17 protein-coding genes are annotated in these 16,275 nt (G+C 68.8%); 13 read left to right on the top strand and 4 right to left on the bottom strand.

The features are described 5' to 3' along the window. Positions 1-63 precede the first annotated feature (63 nt). The 7 genes from AB0L57_RS17415 (at position 64) to hisH (ending at position 8,493) form a co-directional block, all read left to right on the top strand. Entirely contained in the window at positions 64-1,830 is a 1,767-nt protein-coding gene (locus AB0L57_RS17415; protein WP_364962772.1) for a penicillin-binding transpeptidase domain-containing protein, read from the top strand. A 234-nt stretch (positions 1,831-2,064) separates the two neighbouring features. Continuing rightward, positions 2,065-3,615, top strand: coding sequence for a serine/threonine-protein kinase (locus AB0L57_RS17410; protein ID WP_364962769.1), 1,551 nt, complete (start codon positions 2,065-2,067; stop codon positions 3,613-3,615). Positions 3,616-3,900: 285 nt separating this feature from the next. Continuing rightward, positions 3,901-4,506 (top strand): maleylpyruvate isomerase family mycothiol-dependent enzyme, encoded by a 606-nt coding sequence (locus AB0L57_RS17405; protein ID WP_364962767.1) that lies wholly within the window; start codon positions 3,901-3,903, stop codon positions 4,504-4,506. Between the two features lie 261 nt (positions 4,507-4,767). Beyond that, positions 4,768-6,105: a histidinol dehydrogenase gene (gene hisD / locus AB0L57_RS17400; protein ID WP_364962764.1), complete on the top strand. Its 1,338-nt coding sequence runs from the start codon at positions 4,768-4,770 to the stop codon at positions 6,103-6,105. Then, on the top strand, positions 6,105-7,235 hold the full coding sequence (locus AB0L57_RS17395) for a histidinol-phosphate transaminase (protein WP_364963455.1): 1,131 nt from the start codon (positions 6,105-6,107) through the stop codon (positions 7,233-7,235). The genes hisD and AB0L57_RS17395 overlap by 1 nt, the downstream gene beginning before the upstream one ends. A 14-nt stretch (positions 7,236-7,249) precedes the next feature. Beyond that, entirely contained in the window at positions 7,250-7,864 is a 615-nt protein-coding gene (hisB, locus tag AB0L57_RS17390; RefSeq protein WP_364962762.1) for an imidazoleglycerol-phosphate dehydratase HisB, read from the top strand. After that, positions 7,861-8,493, top strand: coding sequence for an imidazole glycerol phosphate synthase subunit HisH (gene hisH, locus AB0L57_RS17385; RefSeq protein WP_364962759.1), 633 nt, complete (start codon positions 7,861-7,863; stop codon positions 8,491-8,493). The genes hisB and hisH overlap by 4 nt, the downstream gene beginning before the upstream one ends. 10 nt (positions 8,494-8,503) lie before the next feature. Here hisH and AB0L57_RS17380 read toward each other — a convergent pair whose 3' ends face one another. Beyond that, positions 8,504-8,977, bottom strand: a complete 474-nt coding sequence (locus tag AB0L57_RS17380; protein WP_364962757.1) for a hypothetical protein — start codon at positions 8,975-8,977, stop codon at positions 8,504-8,506. Positions 8,978-9,207: 230 nt separating this feature from the next. On the opposite strand from AB0L57_RS17380, the gene priA reads away from it, so the two are divergent. Genes priA through hisI form a run of 4 tightly spaced genes read left to right on the top strand, consistent with a single transcriptional unit; the run spans position 9,208 to position 11,945 of the window. Next, positions 9,208-9,939, top strand: coding sequence for a bifunctional 1-(5-phosphoribosyl)-5-((5-phosphoribosylamino)methylideneamino)imidazole-4-carboxamide isomerase/phosphoribosylanthranilate isomerase PriA (gene priA / locus AB0L57_RS17375; RefSeq protein WP_364962754.1), 732 nt, complete (start codon positions 9,208-9,210; stop codon positions 9,937-9,939). A gap of 1 nt (position 9,940) precedes the next feature. Further along, positions 9,941-10,801 (top strand): inositol monophosphatase family protein, encoded by an 861-nt coding sequence (locus AB0L57_RS17370; protein WP_364962751.1) that lies wholly within the window; start codon positions 9,941-9,943, stop codon positions 10,799-10,801. Next, positions 10,798-11,571 carry an imidazole glycerol phosphate synthase subunit HisF gene (gene hisF, locus AB0L57_RS17365; protein ID WP_364962747.1) on the top strand — a complete coding sequence of 258 codons (774 nt, stop codon included), beginning with the start codon at positions 10,798-10,800 and terminating at the stop codon, positions 11,569-11,571. Before AB0L57_RS17370 ends, hisF begins: the two co-directional genes overlap by 4 nt. Before the next feature lie 20 nt (positions 11,572-11,591). Continuing rightward, entirely contained in the window at positions 11,592-11,945 is a 354-nt protein-coding gene (gene hisI / locus AB0L57_RS17360) for a phosphoribosyl-AMP cyclohydrolase (RefSeq protein WP_364963453.1), read from the top strand. A gap of 6 nt (positions 11,946-11,951) precedes the next feature. Here the strand turns inward: hisI and AB0L57_RS17355 are convergent, their stop codons facing one another. The 3 genes from AB0L57_RS17355 to AB0L57_RS17345 all read right to left on the bottom strand — a co-directional run bounded on the left by AB0L57_RS17355 (position 11,952) and on the right by AB0L57_RS17345 (position 13,648). Further along, positions 11,952-12,476, bottom strand: a complete 525-nt coding sequence (locus AB0L57_RS17355; RefSeq protein WP_364962745.1) for a MarR family transcriptional regulator — start codon at positions 12,474-12,476, stop codon at positions 11,952-11,954. Positions 12,477-12,820: 344 nt separating this feature from the next. Continuing rightward, a complete protein-coding gene (locus tag AB0L57_RS17350) occupies positions 12,821-13,297 on the bottom strand; it encodes a peroxiredoxin (RefSeq protein WP_364962742.1) in 477 nt (158 codons plus the stop codon). Positions 13,298-13,354: 57 nt separating this feature from the next. Next, complete coding sequence (locus AB0L57_RS17345; protein ID WP_364962740.1) at positions 13,355-13,648, bottom strand: hypothetical protein; 294 nt, start codon at positions 13,646-13,648, stop codon at positions 13,355-13,357. Between the two features lie 153 nt (positions 13,649-13,801). On the opposite strand from AB0L57_RS17345, the gene AB0L57_RS17340 reads away from it, so the two are divergent. Further along, entirely contained in the window at positions 13,802-15,367 is a 1,566-nt protein-coding gene (locus AB0L57_RS17340; RefSeq protein WP_364963450.1) for an anthranilate synthase component I, read from the top strand. Next, on the top strand, positions 15,364-16,227 hold the full coding sequence (locus tag AB0L57_RS17335) for a TIGR02234 family membrane protein (protein WP_364962737.1): 864 nt from the start codon (positions 15,364-15,366) through the stop codon (positions 16,225-16,227). The genes AB0L57_RS17340 and AB0L57_RS17335 overlap by 4 nt, the downstream gene beginning before the upstream one ends. The last annotated feature ends 48 nt before the right edge of the window (positions 16,228-16,275 follow it).

The following is a 16,275-nucleotide window of genomic DNA, read 5'->3' as shown; positions in this document are numbered from 1 at the left end:
GATCTCTGGCACGCCGCCGCGAGGTGCCACGCACCGGCCGATCGCGGCGGTAGGGTCGGCCGCGTGCGCACCGGTTCGAAGCTGCTCGCTCTGATCGCCGCCCCGGTTCTCGCTGCCGCCGCCTGCTCCGGCGACAGTTCCGCCGACCGGCTCGATACCAGCGTGCACAGCTTCGCCGACGCGTTGACCCGCGGTGACGCCGCGGCGGCCGCGAATCTCACCAGCGATCCCGCACAGGCCACCAGCACGCTCGGCGCTCTGTTCGACAGCCTCGGTAGGAAGGTCCGAGTCGAGGTGCGCTCCGTCGACCGGTCCGATCGCCACGCCGGCTTCACCCTGGCCACCACCTGGAACTTCGGTACCGCCGGTAACACGTGGACCTACACCACGACCGGAACCGCCGACGAATCCGGCGACCGCTGGACGGTGCGGTGGAGCCCGGCCACGGTCGCTCCCGGCCTGGACGCCGGTCCGCTGACCTACGACACGGTGGCGCCGCGGCCCGCCGCGCGGGTGCTCGACCACGATGGTGCGGACCTGATGACCCAGCAGGTCGTCACCCTGGTCCAGCTCGCCCCCGGCGCCGATCCGAACGCCGTTGCGGGCGTGCTCGATTCGATCGATCCGACGATCACCGCCGCGAGTCTGCAACAGCAGATGAACCAGGCCCGGGGCACACCGGTCACCGCGATCACGCTGCGCGCCGATGATCTGGCGCGCGTGCAGGACCGGCTGAGCGCCCTGCCGAATGTCACACTGGCACCGCAGAACCGGCTGCTGACCGTCGATCAGGCATTGTCCTCACCGGCACTGGCCGGCCTGAGCGATCTCTGGCAGCACGACACCGACGCGGCCGCGGGGTGGGCCGTGCGCGCGCAGACGGCCGGTGGCCCGCAGACGGTCGGCGGACAGGATCCGAAGCCGGTCCCCGACATCCCGACGACCCTCGATACGGCCGCGCTCGATCGTGCCGAGGCGGCGTTGGCCCCGGTTGCGACTCCCGCGGCGATGGTGGTCCTGCAACCGTCCACCGGCAATCTGCTCGCGGTGGCACAGAACGCGCCCGCCGACGCTCAGGGGCCGATCGCGTTGACCGGCCTGTATCCACCGGGATCCACCTTCAAGACGGTGACCGTCACGGCGGCGCTGCAGGCCGGACAGGTCACCGCCGACACTATGGTCGCCTGCCCCGGCACCGAGAACATCGAAGGCCGGCAGATCCCCAACGACAACAACTTCGACCTCGGCACGGTGCCACTGCACACGGCCTTCGCCAAGTCCTGCAACACCTCGATGGGCCGGCTCGCGGTGAACCTGCCGCCGGACGGGCTCACCCGCGCCGCGGCGCAACTGGGTCTTGGCGTGGATTTCACCGCACCGGGAATGACCACGGTGACCGGCAAGGTCCCGACGGCCGATACTCCCGCGCTGCGGGTCGAGGAAGGGATCGGCCAGGGCCGGGTGACCGCGTCCCCGTTCGGCATGGCACTGGTCGCCGCGACCGTCGCGCACGGTTCGACACCGGCCCCCACGCTCGTCGCGGGCCGGCCGGCGACGGCGGATCAGGCTCCGCCGCCCATCCCCGCGCCGATCCTCGAGCAGGTGAAAACCATGATGCGTGAGACGATTACGAGCGGGACGGCGACCAGTCTCGCCGATATCCCGGATCTGCTCGGCAAGACCGGCACGGCGGAATACATCGACGACACCCACGCGCACGGCTGGTTCGTCGGCATCGACGGCGACCTCGCACTGGCGGTCTTCGTCTCCGATGCCGGGAGCTCGGTTCCGGCCGTCGAAGCCGCCGGACGTTTCCTGCGGAAACAGTAGTAGTGAGCAGTTCCTCGAAGTGAGCTTCATCACAGGGTGTCCCGGGGTAATAGCGGAGTGATCTCGCCCGCATCGCACGGTTGTCACACATATTCCCCACAGAAGTCGCTCCGGGGTCAAAGCGGCCCGTCAGGCCCGCTACACTCGTCTCCGAACACGCGCGGGACAGGACCCCGCGCGCGGTAAGTCACGAATCGCGGAGAAACTCGGAGTAGTGCCATCGAAACCGGCCAAGTGATCGCAGGGCATTACCGCCTGGTCGAGCGGATTGGTAGCGGCGGCACAGGCGTCGTCTGGCGCGCCGTCGACGAACGACTCGAACGGTCGGTCGCCATCAAGCAGATCCTCACCCAGCCCAGTCTGCCGCCGGGTGAGAAGGACATCGTCCGCCAGCGCGCCGCACGTGAGGCGCGCAATGCGGCGCGTTTCCAGCACCCCAACGCGATCGTGGTCTTCGACATCACCGATCACGAGGGTGATCCCTGCCTGATCATGGAATACCTGCAGTCGCAGAGTCTGGCGGTGGTGCTGTCCGCACAGACCACCCTGCCGCTGCCGCAGGTGTCGCGGATCGGTGAGCAGGTGGCCTCGGCTCTGGTCGCCGCCCATCGCGCGGGCATCGTGCACCGCGACATCAAACCGGGCAACGTCCTGCTCGGCGACAACGGCACGGTGAAGATCACCGACTTCGGCATCTCCAAGGCCAAGGGCGATGTGAATCTCACTGCGACCGGCCTGATCTCGGGCACCGCCGCGTATCTGGCCCCCGAGGTCGCCCGTGGCGCCGAGCCCAGCCCGGCCGCCGACGTCTTCGCCTTGGGCGCAACGCTTTTCCACTCGCTCGAGGGTGAGCCGCCTTACGGCACGAACCCGAATCCGCTCGCGCTGTTGTACGCCGCGGCCAACGGCCAGCTCAGCCAGCCGCGCAATGCCGGGCCGCTCACCGATCTGGTACTCGATCTGCTCAGCTTCGAGCCGGAGGACCGGCCGAGCATGACCGATGTGCGTGATCAGCTGGCCGACTTCGCCGATCAGGGTGCCGACGGCGAATCCACCCGGATGCTGGCCACCCACCGCAGCGCACCGCGCCGCCAGGCCACCCGCACACTGGATCGCCGTGAGGCACAAGCCGATATCTCCACCGCGGAGATGATGGCCGGTGCCGCCGTGCTGTCCGAACCGGAGATGCAGCCGGTCCGCCCGGCCAACGCTCACCCGACCCGGTCCCACGCCGTGGCCGACACCGCTCCCGCGCCCACCCGCAATCCCAAGCCCTGGGTGTTCGCCGGTGGGTTCGCGGCGGGTCTGATCATCGTCGCCGCCGCGCTGTACCTGATGTTCAGCGGCGGGGGCACGGATTCCTCGGGCGGGCAGTCGAATTCGGCGTCGGCGACGGCCTCGGCACAAGCGAGCCCGTCGGCACCGGCGGTCGCCCCGGTCGGACAGGCCAAGAGCGCCGGCAAGGTCGACTCCGCGCAGGCGGTTGCCGAAACCAAGCGTTTCTACGACACGCTGACCGAATCCGACCGCGGCAACGCCTGGAGCCAGTTGACGCCGGGCGCGCAGCAGGTCTACGGCAGCAAGGCTGCGTTCGAGTCCTACTGGAAACAGCATCAGGTCACCAATTTCAGTACGATCGAGGTCGCCGACTCCAACTCCGACGGCTCGGTGAACATCCGAGTGGACAGCGTGAGTTACGAGGATGGAGGGGACAAGTCGTCCGAACTCCGGTTCGTCACCGGAGCCGGCGGCCAGCTCCTCATCGACAGCGATACCCGCGCCTGAGAGTCGGCGGTGCCACTGGACGTCGTCCATGGACCCGCCGGGATGATGCACCCTCGTTCGGACCGCAAAGATGTTCGCGCCCAGCTGGTTTCGGAGGATCACTCCGGTCGGGTACGCACCGCGGTGGCCTTCCGCGACGCGTGATCGTTCCGGCGCGGCATCGTCGGCAGTCGCACCCGGTATGAAACGGGCACCGGCACAGCGGCTCTCACGCACATCGGCAGCGAACTGTGCGCGACGACAGCAGCCGGTCGGCTCGCCGCTGCCGAGGGTAGGGTTGCGGCTGTGAGTATTCGGCAGCTGCTGAACGATGAACGCGCCGATCTGATCGCCCTGCTGGGTGAGCTCAGCGATGCGGAGTGGGAGACGCCGTCGCTGTGTGCCGGGTGGCGGGTGCGTGATGTGGTGGGACATCTTCTCTACGACGAGATCTCGCCGATCGGCTACGCCAGGATCGCGGCTCGCTGCCGGATGGACACCGATCGGGTCAACGCTCATCTGGTGGACCGGGTCCAGGATCTGCCACCGGCGCAGTTGCTCGCCCGCTTCGAACGCTCCGGTCAGCGCATCACCCGGATGTGGCCGAGTCTGGGCCTGGCCGACATGACGGTCCATCACCAGGACATCCGTCGCCCGCTCGGGCGCCCGCGCACGATTCCCGCCGATCGGCTCGTGGCGGTGCTCGAACATCCCGATCCGTTCGCCCGGCCGGGCCGGTTCACTCGCGGGCTGCGCCTGGTCGCCACCGATGTCGAATGGGCGTCGGGGACCGGGCCCGAGGTGCGCGGGCCGGGGGAGGCGCTGGCCCTTGCCATGGTCGGCCGGCCGGTCGCCCTGGACGAGCTCACCGGCGACGGTGTCGCTGCCCTGCGCGAGCGACACGCCGTCTGACCGCATCCGCGCGGAGATTTCACGCGATCTCGGTGCCGGACCGGCGGCCGGATCACGCGCTGGTCACCGGGCGCCCTGGTCCGAGGGGGCAGACTCGGCCGTGCCGCCCGGGGACAAAGCCGCTCGCCGGGGGATCGCGGACGCCTCGGGCGGCGAATATCGGCTGGCGTGGACCCGATAGGCTGGTGGGTGGTCCGGAGCTTTCGCTTCGATGTGATGACCAGCACAGACCGAACGTAGAGACAAGGATTTCACACCGCTATGACAAGCCGCATCGAGCCGGCCCGCGTGGATCTGCGCGGCCGCACGCCCTCTGCTGCCGAACTGCGCGCGGCGCTGCCGCGCGGGGGAGTGGACGTGGACTCGGTGCTGCATCATGTCCGGCCGGTGGTGGAGGCCATCCGTGACCGCGGCGTCGAGGCCGCACAGGAATTCAGTGTGCAATTCGACGGCGTGGCACCCCCGAGCGTGCGCGTCCCGGCCGCTGAGCTGGACAAAGCTCTCGCCGAACTCGACCCGGCCGTGCGCACCGCGCTCGAGGTCGCGATCGAGCGCACCCGCAAGGTGCACGCCGATCAGCGCCGCACCGACACCACCACCGAGGTCGTGCCCGGCGGCACCGTCACCGAACGCTGGGTACCGGTCGAGCGGGTTGGTCTCTATGTGCCCGGCGGTAATGCCGTCTATCCCTCCAGCGTCGTCATGAACGTCGTCCCGGCTCAGGCCGCGGGGGTCGAGTCGCTGGTGGTGGCCTCGCCGCCACAGCAGCAGTTCGGCGGCCTGCCGCACCCCACCATCCTCGCCGCGGCGAAACTGCTCGGTGTCGCCGAAGTGTGGGCGGTCGGTGGTGCCCAGGCGGTGGCGCTGCTGTCCTACGGCGGCACCGATACCGACGGTGCGCAGTTGGCGCCGGTCGACATGATCACCGGGCCGGGCAACATCTATGTCACCGCGGCCAAGCGGTTGTGCCGCGGCCTGGTCGGCATCGACGCCGAGGCCGGCCCCACCGAGATCGCGATCCTGGCCGACGCCACCGCCGATCCGGTCCATGTGGCCGCCGACCTCATCTCGCAGGCCGAGCACGACGTGCTCGCCGCGAGCGTTCTGGTCACCGACAGCGTCGCACTCGCCGATGCGGTCGATGCCGCGATCAACACCCAGCTCACGGTGGTCAAGCACCGGCATCGGGTGTCGGAGGCGTTGTCCGGCAAGCAGTCCGGCATCGTCCTGGTCGAAGATGTCGAGCAGGGACTGCGGGTGGTCAACGCCTATGCCGCCGAACACCTCGAGATCCAGACCGCCGATGCCGCGGCGGTCGCCGCCCGGGTGCGCAGCGCGGGTGCGATCTTCGTCGGCGCGTGGTCACCGGTGAGCCTCGGTGACTACTGCGCGGGATCCAATCACGTCCTGCCCACGGCCGGCTGCGCCCGGCACTCGTCGGGCCTGAGCGTGCAGACCTTCCTGCGCGGTATCCACGTCGTCGAGTACACCGAGGCGGCACTGAAAGACGTTGCCGGGCACGTGGTCGCACTGTCGGCCGCGGAGGACCTGCCCGCGCACGGGCAGGCCGTGCAGGTGCGGTTCGAGGCGCTGTCGTGATCGATACCGCCGCGATTCCCGGCGCTCGGACCACCCTCGACGAGCTTCCGCTGCGCGAGAACCTGCGGGGTAAGAGTCCTTATGGCGCACCGCAATTGACCGTACCGGTGCAGCTGAACACCAACGAGAATCCGCATCCGCCCAGCCGCGCCCTGGTCGACGACGTCGCCGAGTCCATTCGTGCCGCCGCGGTCGATCTGCACCGCTATCCCGACCGGGACGCGGTGGCGCTGCGTGGCGATCTGGCCGCGTATCTGACCCGGCAGACCGGTGTGCGGGTCGACACCGCGAACGTCTGGGCGGCCAACGGGTCCAACGAGATCCTGCAGCAGCTGCTCCAGGCGTTCGGCGGGCCGGAACGCAGTGCGCTGGGCTTCGTTCCCTCGTATTCGATGCACCCGATCATCTCCGAGGGCATCGACACCGAATGGGTCGAGGCCGAGCGCAATGCCGACTTCTCCCTCGACATCGATTACGCGGTGGCGGTGATCGCCGATCGCCGTCCCGATGTGGTCTTCGTGACCAGCCCCAACAATCCGACCGGGCATTCGATCGCGCCGGCCGAGCTGGAGCGCGTCCTCGACGCCGCACCCGGCATCGTCGTCGTCGACGAGGCCTACGGGGAGTTCTCGTCCGCGCCGAGCGCGCTGGCGCTGATCGACCGGTATCCGGCGAAACTGGTGGTCAGTCGCACGATGAGCAAGGCATTCGCCTTCGCCGGCGGGCGGCTGGGCTATCTGGTCGCCGCACCCGCGGTGATCGAGGCGATGCTGCTGGTTCGGTTGCCCTACCACCTGTCGGTGGTCACTCAGGCCGCCGCGCGGGCGGCTCTGCGGCACGCGGACGAGACCCTGGGCAGCGTCGCCGAACTGGCCGCCCAGCGCGATCGGGTCGCCGCGGCGCTGCGGGAGCTGGGCTTCGAGGTCGTGCCCTCGGATGCCAATTTCCTGCTGTTCGGCTCGTTCGCCGACGCACCGCGCACCTGGCAGCGCTATCTGGACGAGGGCGTACTGATTCGCGATGTCGGCATCGCGGGCCACCTGCGAGTCACCATCGGACTGGCTGCCGAGAACGACGAATTCCTGCGCGTGAGCGCGGCTCTGGTGGCCACCGAGGTGATCTCCCGATGACTGGGGAAGCGAGTATGAACCGAACCGCGCGGGTGGAACGCACCACCCGGGAGTCGAGCATCGTCGTCGAGCTGAATCTGGACGGCACCGGCCGCACCGACATCAGCACCGGCGTCCCGTTCTACGATCACATGCTCACCGCCTTCGGCCAGCACGGCAGTTTCGATCTGACCGTGCGGGCGAAGGGGGACATCGAGATCGAGGCCCACCACACGGTGGAGGACACCGCCATCGTCCTCGGCCAGGCGCTGGGGCAGGCGCTCGGTGACAAGAAGGGCATCCGCCGCTTCGGCGATTGCTTCATCCCGATGGACGAGACCCTCGCCCACGCGGTGGTCGACGTGTCCGGGCGGCCGTATTGCGTCCACGACGGTGAACCGGAACGGCTGCTGCAGACCGTGATCCCCAGTGCGGGCCCGGGCGCGTCCTACTCGACCGTGCTCAATCGGCACGTCTTCGAATCCATCGCGCTCAACGCCCGGATCGCGCTGCACGTACGGGTGCTCTACGGCCGCGATCAGCACCACATCACCGAGGCCGAGTTCAAGGCCGTCGCACGGGCGCTGCGGGCCGCGGTGGAACCCGATCCGCGGGTCACCGGGGTGCCGTCCACGAAGGGAACGCTGTGAACGTTTCGGTCGCACTGCTGGACTACGGTTCCGGCAATCTGCACTCCGCCGCCCGCGCCCTGGCGCGGACCGGTGCCGAGGTGACGGTGACCGCCGATCCGGAGATCGCGCTCAATGCCGACGGCCTGGTCGTTCCGGGGGTCGGCGCCTTCGCCGCGTGTATGGCGGGGCTCACGAAGGTGCGCGGAGAGCGGATCATCGGAACCCGGCTCGCCGGTGGCCGCCCGGTGCTCGGCATCTGTGTCGGCATGCAGATCCTGTTCGAGCGCGGTGTCGAATTCGGCGTCGAGACCGAGGGGTGCGGTCAGTGGCCCGGCAGTGTGGAACGGCTACCGGCGCAGGTACTTCCGCACATGGGCTGGAACACCGTGACCGCACCCGCCGACAGTGTGCTGTTCGCGGGTATGGATCCGCAGACCCGCTTCTACTTCGTGCACTCCTACGCCGCGCAGAAATGGGAGTGGGAAGACGAGGGCATCCTCGCCCCGGCCAGATTGATCTGGGCCGAACACGGCGGGCCGTTCCTGGCGGCGGTCGAGAACGGGCCGCTGTGCGCCACCCAGTTCCATCCGGAGAAGTCCGGTGATGCGGGGGCGCAGCTGCTCGGGAACTGGGTCGCCTCGCTGTGATCCGGGTGGCTCAGGGCTGGGGCAGCATCTCGACCCGCCCGGCGAGCCAGCGTCCGTCGACGTGATCGAGGACCACCCGCATCGAGGTGCGCTGCGGCCGCGGCAGCCCGAGGGTGGCGTCACTGCAGGTCGACTGCTGCACCGTTACCACCAGCTGCGGATGTTCGGGATCGTCGACATCGGTGCGGCACTCCACCGTCATGGCCTCCGAGCGGGTGTGCCCGGCGGAAGCCTGTGCGCGCCGGTCCGGCGCCGAGGCGGTGAACTGGTCGCGGAACGCTCCCGTCGACAGGTCCAGGACGCGACGGTTGTAGTCGTCGTATCCCGCCCAGTCGTAGGTGGTGAACTGACGGCCGAAATCGCAGGCCGCCAACTGAATCGGGTCGGTGGGGGTGGCGGCCGCGGTCGGGGTCACGGCCAGTGCCGCCCCGATCGCAGCGCACGGTAGTGCGATCGCGATGGGCCGCAACGTGATCCGGGACATGGGGTAGATCCTCTTCGTCGACATCGTGGGCAGTACGTGCCCCCGCCCCAGGGTACGTACGCGGAGACCGTCGGCAAGGACCGCTCGCGTACGGTGACACGCGCATTGTCCGGAATTGCCCGGCGATATCCAGCCCAAACGTGTGAGGTTCGTCCTTGCGGTCGTGACCGGCGTCCCATATGCGACATCCCGGCACCGCGACGCCAACCGGTTGCCAGTAGGCTGCACACGTGAGTCTTGTGCTGCTACCCGCCGTCGATGTCGCCAATGGTGAGGCCGTGCGCCTGGTCCAGGGGGAGGCCGGTAGCGAAACCGGCTACGGCGCTCCCCGTGAGGCCGCGCTGGCCTGGCAGCAGGCGGGTGCCGAATGGGTGCATCTGGTGGATCTGGATGCGGCGTTCGGGCGCGGTTCCAATCGGGAACTGCTCGCCGAGGTGGTCGGTGAGCTCGATGTGAAGGTCGAGCTGTCCGGCGGCATCCGCGACGACGAGTCGCTGAAGGCCGCCATGGCCACCGGCTGTGCCCGGGTCAACCTCGGCACCGCGGCGCTCGAAGATCCGCAATGGTGCGCGCGGGCCATCGCCGAATACGGCGACCGGGTCGCGGTCGGCCTGGATGTGCGGATCATCGACGGCCAGTACCGGTTGCGGGGCCGTGGCTGGGTGAGCGACGGCGGCGATCTGTGGGAGGTGCTCGAACGCCTCGAACGTGACGGATGCAGCCGCTACGTGGTCACCGATGTCAGCAAGGACGGCACCCTGCAGGGGCCCAATCTGGATATCCTGCGGCAGGTGTGCGCGGCCACCGATGCGCCGGTGATCGCCTCGGGCGGCGTCTCGACCCTCGACGATCTGCGTGCCATCTCCGGGCTGGTACCCGACGGTGTCGAAGGCGCGATCGTCGGAAAAGCCTTGTACGCCGGGCGTTTCACCCTGCCCGAGGCGTTGGACGCGGTTCGCTGACGTGTGCGCCGCCGCCTTCGACCGGGCCGCACTGCTCGCCACGGCGAGCGAGATACTCGACAGTGCGACACCACGTTTCGTCGAAGGAGTCGGGGCGCCCAGCGCGGTGCAGAAGGGCCGCGGTGATTTCGCCACCGCACTCGACCTCGAGCTCGAACGCACGCTGTCGCGGCAATTGCTGGACCGCACCGGAATCCCGGTGCACGGTGAGGAATTCGGCGGTCCGGAGCTGAGCTCGGGCACCGCATGGGTACTCGATCCGATCGACGGCACCTTCAACTACTCGGCCGGTCATCCGCTGTCGGGAATGCTGCTGGCGCTGGTCGACGATGGTCAGCCGGTACTCGGGCTGACCTGGTTGCCGCTGCTGGAACACCGGTACGCCGCGGCCGTCGGCGGGCCGCTGCTGCTGAACGGAAAGCCGCTGCCGCCCTTGGAATCCGGTCGGCTGGCCGATGCCATGATCGGCTTCGGTACCTTCAACATCGATGCGCACGGCCGGATTCCGGGCCGGTTCCGCTTCGATCTGCTGGGCGCGCTCAGCCGCCTGTCCAGCCGGATGCGCATGCACGGTTCCACCGGAATCGACCTGGCCTACACCGCATCCGGTGTGCTGGGCGGCGCGGTGGTGTTCGGCCACCATCCTTGGGACAACGCCGCCGGGGTGGCGCTGGTCCGCGCGGCCGGTGGGGTGGTGACCGATCTGCGCGGTGAGCCGTGGTCGATCACCTCTCGGTCGGTCCTGGCCGCCGCTCCCGGCGTGCACGAAGAACTGCTGGAAATGATCGACAGCGCCGTCGATCGCGCCGCCGAGCGGGACGATCCCGCCGAGCGGGACGAGAATTCGGAAGGGACGCAATGACACTCGCGGTACGCGTGATTCCGTGCCTGGACGTCGACGCCGGCCGGGTGGTCAAGGGCGTGAACTTCGAGAACCTGCGTGACGCCGGTGACCCGGTCGAGCTGGCCGCGGCCTACGACGCGCAGGGGGCCGACGAGCTGACCTTCCTCGACGTCACCGCCTCGAGCGGCGACCGCGGCACCATGATCGACGTGGTCACCCGCACGGCCGAGCAGATCTTCATCCCGCTCACGGTCGGCGGCGGTGTGCGCACAGTCGAGGATGTGGACCGGCTGCTGCGCGCGGGAGCGGACAAGGTGTCGGTGAACACCGCCGCCATCGCGAACCCCGAGATCCTGCGCGAGATGGCGCAGCGTTTCGGTTCCCAGTGCATCGTGCTGTCGGTGGACGCGCGCCGCGTCCCCGACACCGGCACACCCACCCCGTCCGGCTGGGAGGTGACCACGCACGGCGGTAAGCGCGGTACCGGCATCGATGCGATCGAATGGGCGGTGCGCGGCGCGGAACTGGGTGTGGGCGAGATTCTGCTCAACTCGATGGACGCCGACGGCACCAAGGGCGGATTCGATCTGCCCTTGATCAGCTCGGTGCGCGCCGCGGTGTCGGTGCCGATCATCGCCAGTGGTGGCGCCGGACAGGTCGAGCATTTCGCGCCGGCCGTGGCGACCGGGGCGGACGCGGTGCTCGCGGCGAGCGTCTTCCACTTCGGTGATCTGACGATTCCGCAGGTCAAATCCGCGATGCGGGATCAGGGCATCACCGTCCGCTGACCGAGGAGACAGATATGACGATGGGTACGAGTTTGGATCCCGCCGTGGCCGCCCGGCTCAAGCGCAACGAGGCGGGCCTGGTCGCGGCGATCGCCCAGGAGCGCGGCACCGGAGATGTGTTGATGATGGCGTGGATGGACGACGAGGCGCTGGCTCGCACGCTGGCCACCCGCCGCGCCACCTACTACTCCCGTTCCCGGCAGCAGTACTGGGTCAAAGGGGAGACCTCCGGGCACACCCAGTACGTGCACGAGGTCCGGCTGGACTGCGACGGCGATGCCGTCCTGCTGATCGTGGATCAGCAGGGCGCGGCCTGCCACACCGGCAGCCACACCTGCTGGGACGGTGATCTGCTGCTCGCCGACGCGCGGTGACCGCGCTCAGTTCGAGCTGCTCGCCGCGGGCTCGGACGTGGGTGGATCGGGTAGCCCGTCCGCGCGGCCGATACCGTGTGCGAGACCGGTGTCGAGCTGGGTCACCAGCGTGGTGCACAGGCTGAGCAACTGATCGACCTGGCGATCGTCGATCCCGTCGAAAACCAGGCCCCGGACGGCCTCGAGATAGGCGGGTGTCGCCTGGTCCCACCGGTGGTAGCCGGCGTCGGTCAGCACCGCGCTGGCACCGCGGCGCCCGCGCACGGCTTCCCGTCGCGCCCAGCCGACTCGTTCCATCTTGGTGATCACGTGCGACAGCCGCGATAACGACGCGTTCGCGCTGGAAGCCAGTTCACTGAGTTGCAGCCGGTGCCCGGGCTGTTCGGACAGCAGCGTCATGAGGAAGTACTCGAAATGCGTCATCCCCGCATCGCGCTGCAGCTGGGTATCCATGGCCGCCGGTAGCCGCGTGGTCAATGCGACCAGGGCGCGCCATGCTCGCTGTTCGGTGGGATTGAGCCATTCCGTCACTTCGTGCCTTCCTTGCTGCCCCAGTGACGCAATCGTTCACAAAGCTAACGACCGTTGAAACTTCAATTCACCGTCACTCGCGACCAACAAGTTTGCCACGATTTCGCTCGACCGTCAGTACGGTTGTCCAGGACGTGACAGTCATCACCCTGTTGGGGTAGTGGTGCGGAGGCTGTCCGCACATTGATATTCCCTGGTTATAAACCATTCATCGGAGGGTCGGCCGGTGTCGATGCCGTATCGGTTTCGCGCCCGCCGGTGGGCGCAGTTGCCGTTTGCGTGGCGGTAGCGAATCGGTATGGAACGCGCATCGATGGTGACTTGCGAGAGGCATCTGCCGCGGTTCAGGCGCGATGTTCGCGCAATGCGGCCAGTGCCGAGTCGGCATGGACGTTCGCGCGCAGTTCCCCGGAGATCACCGCGAGCACGGTGCGATCGGTATCGATGACGAAGGTCTGCCGTTTGACCGGCATGACGCTGCCGAGCAGTCCGCCGATCAGCCCGGAGCGCTTGACGCCGAAACGTTCGGCGACGACGCCGTCGCTGTCGGACAACAGTGGATAGCCCAGGCTCTGCGCCTGATCGAAACCGGCCTGGGTGTCGACCGAATCGGTGCTGATTCCCACGCGGCTCGCGCCGAGGGCGGCGAATTCGCTTGTGAGATCGCGGAAATGGCACGCCTCCGCGGTACACACCGGGGTATTGGCGGCCGGGAAGAAGAACAGGACCAGGGGGCCGTCGGCCAGCAGGGAGTCGAGCGACCGGACGGTGCCGGACTGGTCGGGGAGTTCGAACCCGGGAGCGCGCTGGCCTTTTTTCACAGTCGCGAGGGTACCGGGCGGTGTGTACGCCCGATACCCCCGGCGACAGTGGGCGGGTCAGCCGCCGACGAGGGCGGCGACCTCCGGATTCTTGATCTGCATGACGTCGAGGATGCCGTGGGCTTTCAGGAGCGGCCGCAATTCCTTGATGCGATCGGAATGTTCGGCGTACTCATCGGGAAAATTGTTGCGGTCCAACGTTTCCAGCGCCTTGGCGTAGGTCACGAACGAGGCCAGCGCGCTGTTCACGCGGCTGCCGGGCAACGGCCGGGTCGCCGGTGGCCGGGAGTGGCCGGGCATCGGCGGACGTGGTGCGCCGACCTCGGGTGTGCCCGGGTGGGAGGGGTACATCGGTAGGGAATTCCTTTCGCCGAACGGCATGGGTTTCGGTTCCCGTTATTCGCCGCCGTCGCGGGCATGGCTGGCAGCGTTGCCGAATCGGTACCCGGCGGCCGGGACGGGGCCAGGGAATCCCGGTTGCGGCCGACTGGAATGATGTCCGGTATGCACGGCGCCGCATTCGACCGTCCGGAGACCGCGACCACCACCACTCGTGACCAGTTCCGCGTCCTCGCGGCCGCGCACCGGGTGGTTCCGGTGACTCGCAAGGTGCTGGCGGATTCGGAAACCCCGTTGTCCACCTATCGCAAACTGGCCGCCGACCGTCCGGGCACCTTTCTGCTCGAGTCGGCGGAGAACGGCCGGTCCTGGTCGCGCTGGTCGTTCATCGGCGCGGGCAGTCCCACCGCGCTGACGGTGGTCGACGGCCAGGCCACGTGGCTGGGCACCACGCCCGCCGACGCCCCCGCGGGGGGTGATCCGCTGCAGGCGCTGCACGACACGCTCGAGTTGCTGCGCACCGAACGGCTACCGGATCTCCCGCCGCTGACCGGCGGGCTGGTCGGTTACCTCGGTTACGACATCGTGCGCCGCATCGAGCGGCTGCCCGAGTTGACCACCGACGATCTGCGGGTACCGGAGATGGTCATGCTGCTGGCCACGGACCTGGCCGCCTTCGATCATCACGAGGGCGCGATCACCCTCATCGCCAATGCCGTGAACTGGAACGGCACCGATGAGCGCGTCGACGAGGCCTACGACGACGCCGTGGCGCGGCTGGATCGGATGACCGCGGCGCTGGCGGCTCCGGCCGATTCCACGGTCTCGGTCTTCGACCGCCCGGAACCCGACTACGTCCGCCGCCGCACCACCGAAGACTTCGGTGCCGGCGTGCGCCGGCTGGTCGGCGAGATCGAGGCCGGCGAGGCCTTCCAGGTGGTGTTGTCGCAGCGCTTCGAAATGGACTTCGACGGTGCCCCGCTCGACGTCTACCGGATGCTGCGCGCGTCCAACCCCAGTCCGTACATGTATCTGATGCACATCCCCGACGGTGCCGGGAACACGGCGTTCTCGATCGTCGGGTCGAGTCCGGAAGCCTTGGTCACCGTGAAAGACGGTGTGGCGACGACACATCCGATCGCCGGCACCCGCCATCGTGGCAGCACCGAGTCCGACGATCTGCTCCTCGAGAAAGATCTGCTGGCCGATGCCAAGGAGAACGCCGAACATCTGATGCTCGTCGACCTGGGCCGCAACGATCTGGGCCGGGTGTGTGAACCGGGTTCGGTCCGCGTGACCCAGTACCGGCACATCGAACGCTACAGCCACGTGATGCATCTGGTCTCGACCGTGATCGGCCGCCTGGCCGCCGGGCGCATCGCCCTCGACGCGGTGCGGGCCTGCTTCCCGGCAGGCACTCTGTCGGGCGCGCCGAAGGTGCGGGCGATGGAACTGATCGAGGAGAACGAGCCCACCCGCCGCGGTGTGTACGCCGGGGTGGTCGGCTACCTCGATTTCGCCGGTGACGCCGATACCGCCATCGCGATTCGCACCGCCCTGCTCAAGGACGGTGTCGCCTACGTCCAGGCCGGTGCCGGCATCGTGGCCGACTCCCAGCCCGACTACGAGGACGAGGAGTCGCGCAACAAGGCGATGGCGGTGCTCAAGGCCGTCGCCGCGGCGCGTACCGTGCGCACCTTCACCCCCGAACCCGACAACGCGGTGCTATGACCAATTCCGAGCCCACTCCCGAATCCGAATCGGCCCAGCAGAATTCGCCCACCGAATCGGAGCCGGCGGATTCCGGCGTGGCGGCGACCACCACCCCGGCGGCCGGCGGAATCGTCCGGCCGGACGACGAGGGCGACGGTGGTACACCGCCAGCGGCGCCCTCGGGCGGTCGGGCCCGGCCGGTCTTCCCGGTCGTGCTGCTGGCGCTGGGCGCGATCGCACTGTGGGGATCTTCGCGGATGACGTGGGTGACGCTGCGCTCCTCCGATGGTCTCACCGAACCGCGCACCCAGCACCTCGACGGCGGGCTGTGGTTCGGTGCGCTGACCCCGCTCGCGTTGGTGCTGGTGGCCTCGATCGCCGCGGTCTTCGCCACCAAGGGCTGGCTGCGCCGAGTGGTGGGCGTGGTGGTCGCGCTGGTCGGCGCGGTGACCGTGATTCCCGGGGCGGCCCTGCTGTCCCAGCACGCGAAGATCGCCGAACGCGCGGCGACGCTCGCCGAATTGCCTGCCCGCGCGCATGTCGACGTGGCCACCGCCTCGGCCTTCCCCGCGGTGCTCAGCGTCATCGGCGCCGTCGCGGCCTTCGTCGCCGGTGTGTTGCTGGCCCGGATGCCCGAGACCGCCGCCCGGATGTCGGGAAAATACGACAACCCGGTGTTCCGCCGCGCCGCGGCCGCCGAGGAGGTCGCCGGACGGCGCCGAGCCGACACCACGGAGGCGTCCGCCGCACCCGAGCCGACCTCGTCGCCGGAGCCGGGGGAGCTGTCCCAGCGCGTGTTGTGGGACGCGCTCGACGCCGGTGCCGACCCGACCGACGACGAGCCTCGTGCCGGCCGCCACACCCCGCCGTCGGCGTAGTGAACACCGCCAATTACTCTTTAACAGCATCGGTGAGACAGCACCTGG

Origin of the sequence: Nocardia sp. NPDC052254 (genome assembly GCF_040679495.1) — a bacterium.
Taxonomy (GTDB): Bacteria; Actinomycetota; Actinomycetes; order Mycobacteriales; family Mycobacteriaceae; genus Nocardia.
The sequence above is the reverse complement of the archived record's forward strand: the minus strand, read 5'-3'. Positions and strand labels throughout refer to the sequence as shown.

Bases quoted from the DNA above. Each gene is read 5' to 3' on its own strand.
- hisD (WP_364962764.1), top strand. From the start codon at position 4,768: ATGACAAGCCGCATCGAGCCGGCCCGCGTGGATCTGCGCGGCCGCACG.
- hisB (WP_364962762.1), top strand. From the start codon at position 7,250: ATGAACCGAACCGCGCGGGTGGAACGCACCACCCGGGAGTCGAGCATC.
- AB0L57_RS17380 (WP_364962757.1), bottom strand. From the start codon at position 8,977: ATGTCCCGGATCACGTTGCGGCCCATCGCGATCGCACTACCGTGCGCT.
- hisF (WP_364962747.1), top strand. From the start codon at position 10,798: ATGACACTCGCGGTACGCGTGATTCCGTGCCTGGACGTCGACGCCGGC.
- hisI (WP_364963453.1), top strand. From the start codon at position 11,592: ATGGGTACGAGTTTGGATCCCGCCGTGGCCGCCCGGCTCAAGCGCAAC.
- AB0L57_RS17345 (WP_364962740.1), bottom strand. From the start codon at position 13,648: ATGTACCCCTCCCACCCGGGCACACCCGAGGTCGGCGCACCACGTCCG.
- AB0L57_RS17340 (WP_364963450.1), top strand. From the start codon at position 13,802: ATGCACGGCGCCGCATTCGACCGTCCGGAGACCGCGACCACCACCACT.
- AB0L57_RS17335 (WP_364962737.1), top strand. From the start codon at position 15,364: ATGACCAATTCCGAGCCCACTCCCGAATCCGAATCGGCCCAGCAGAAT.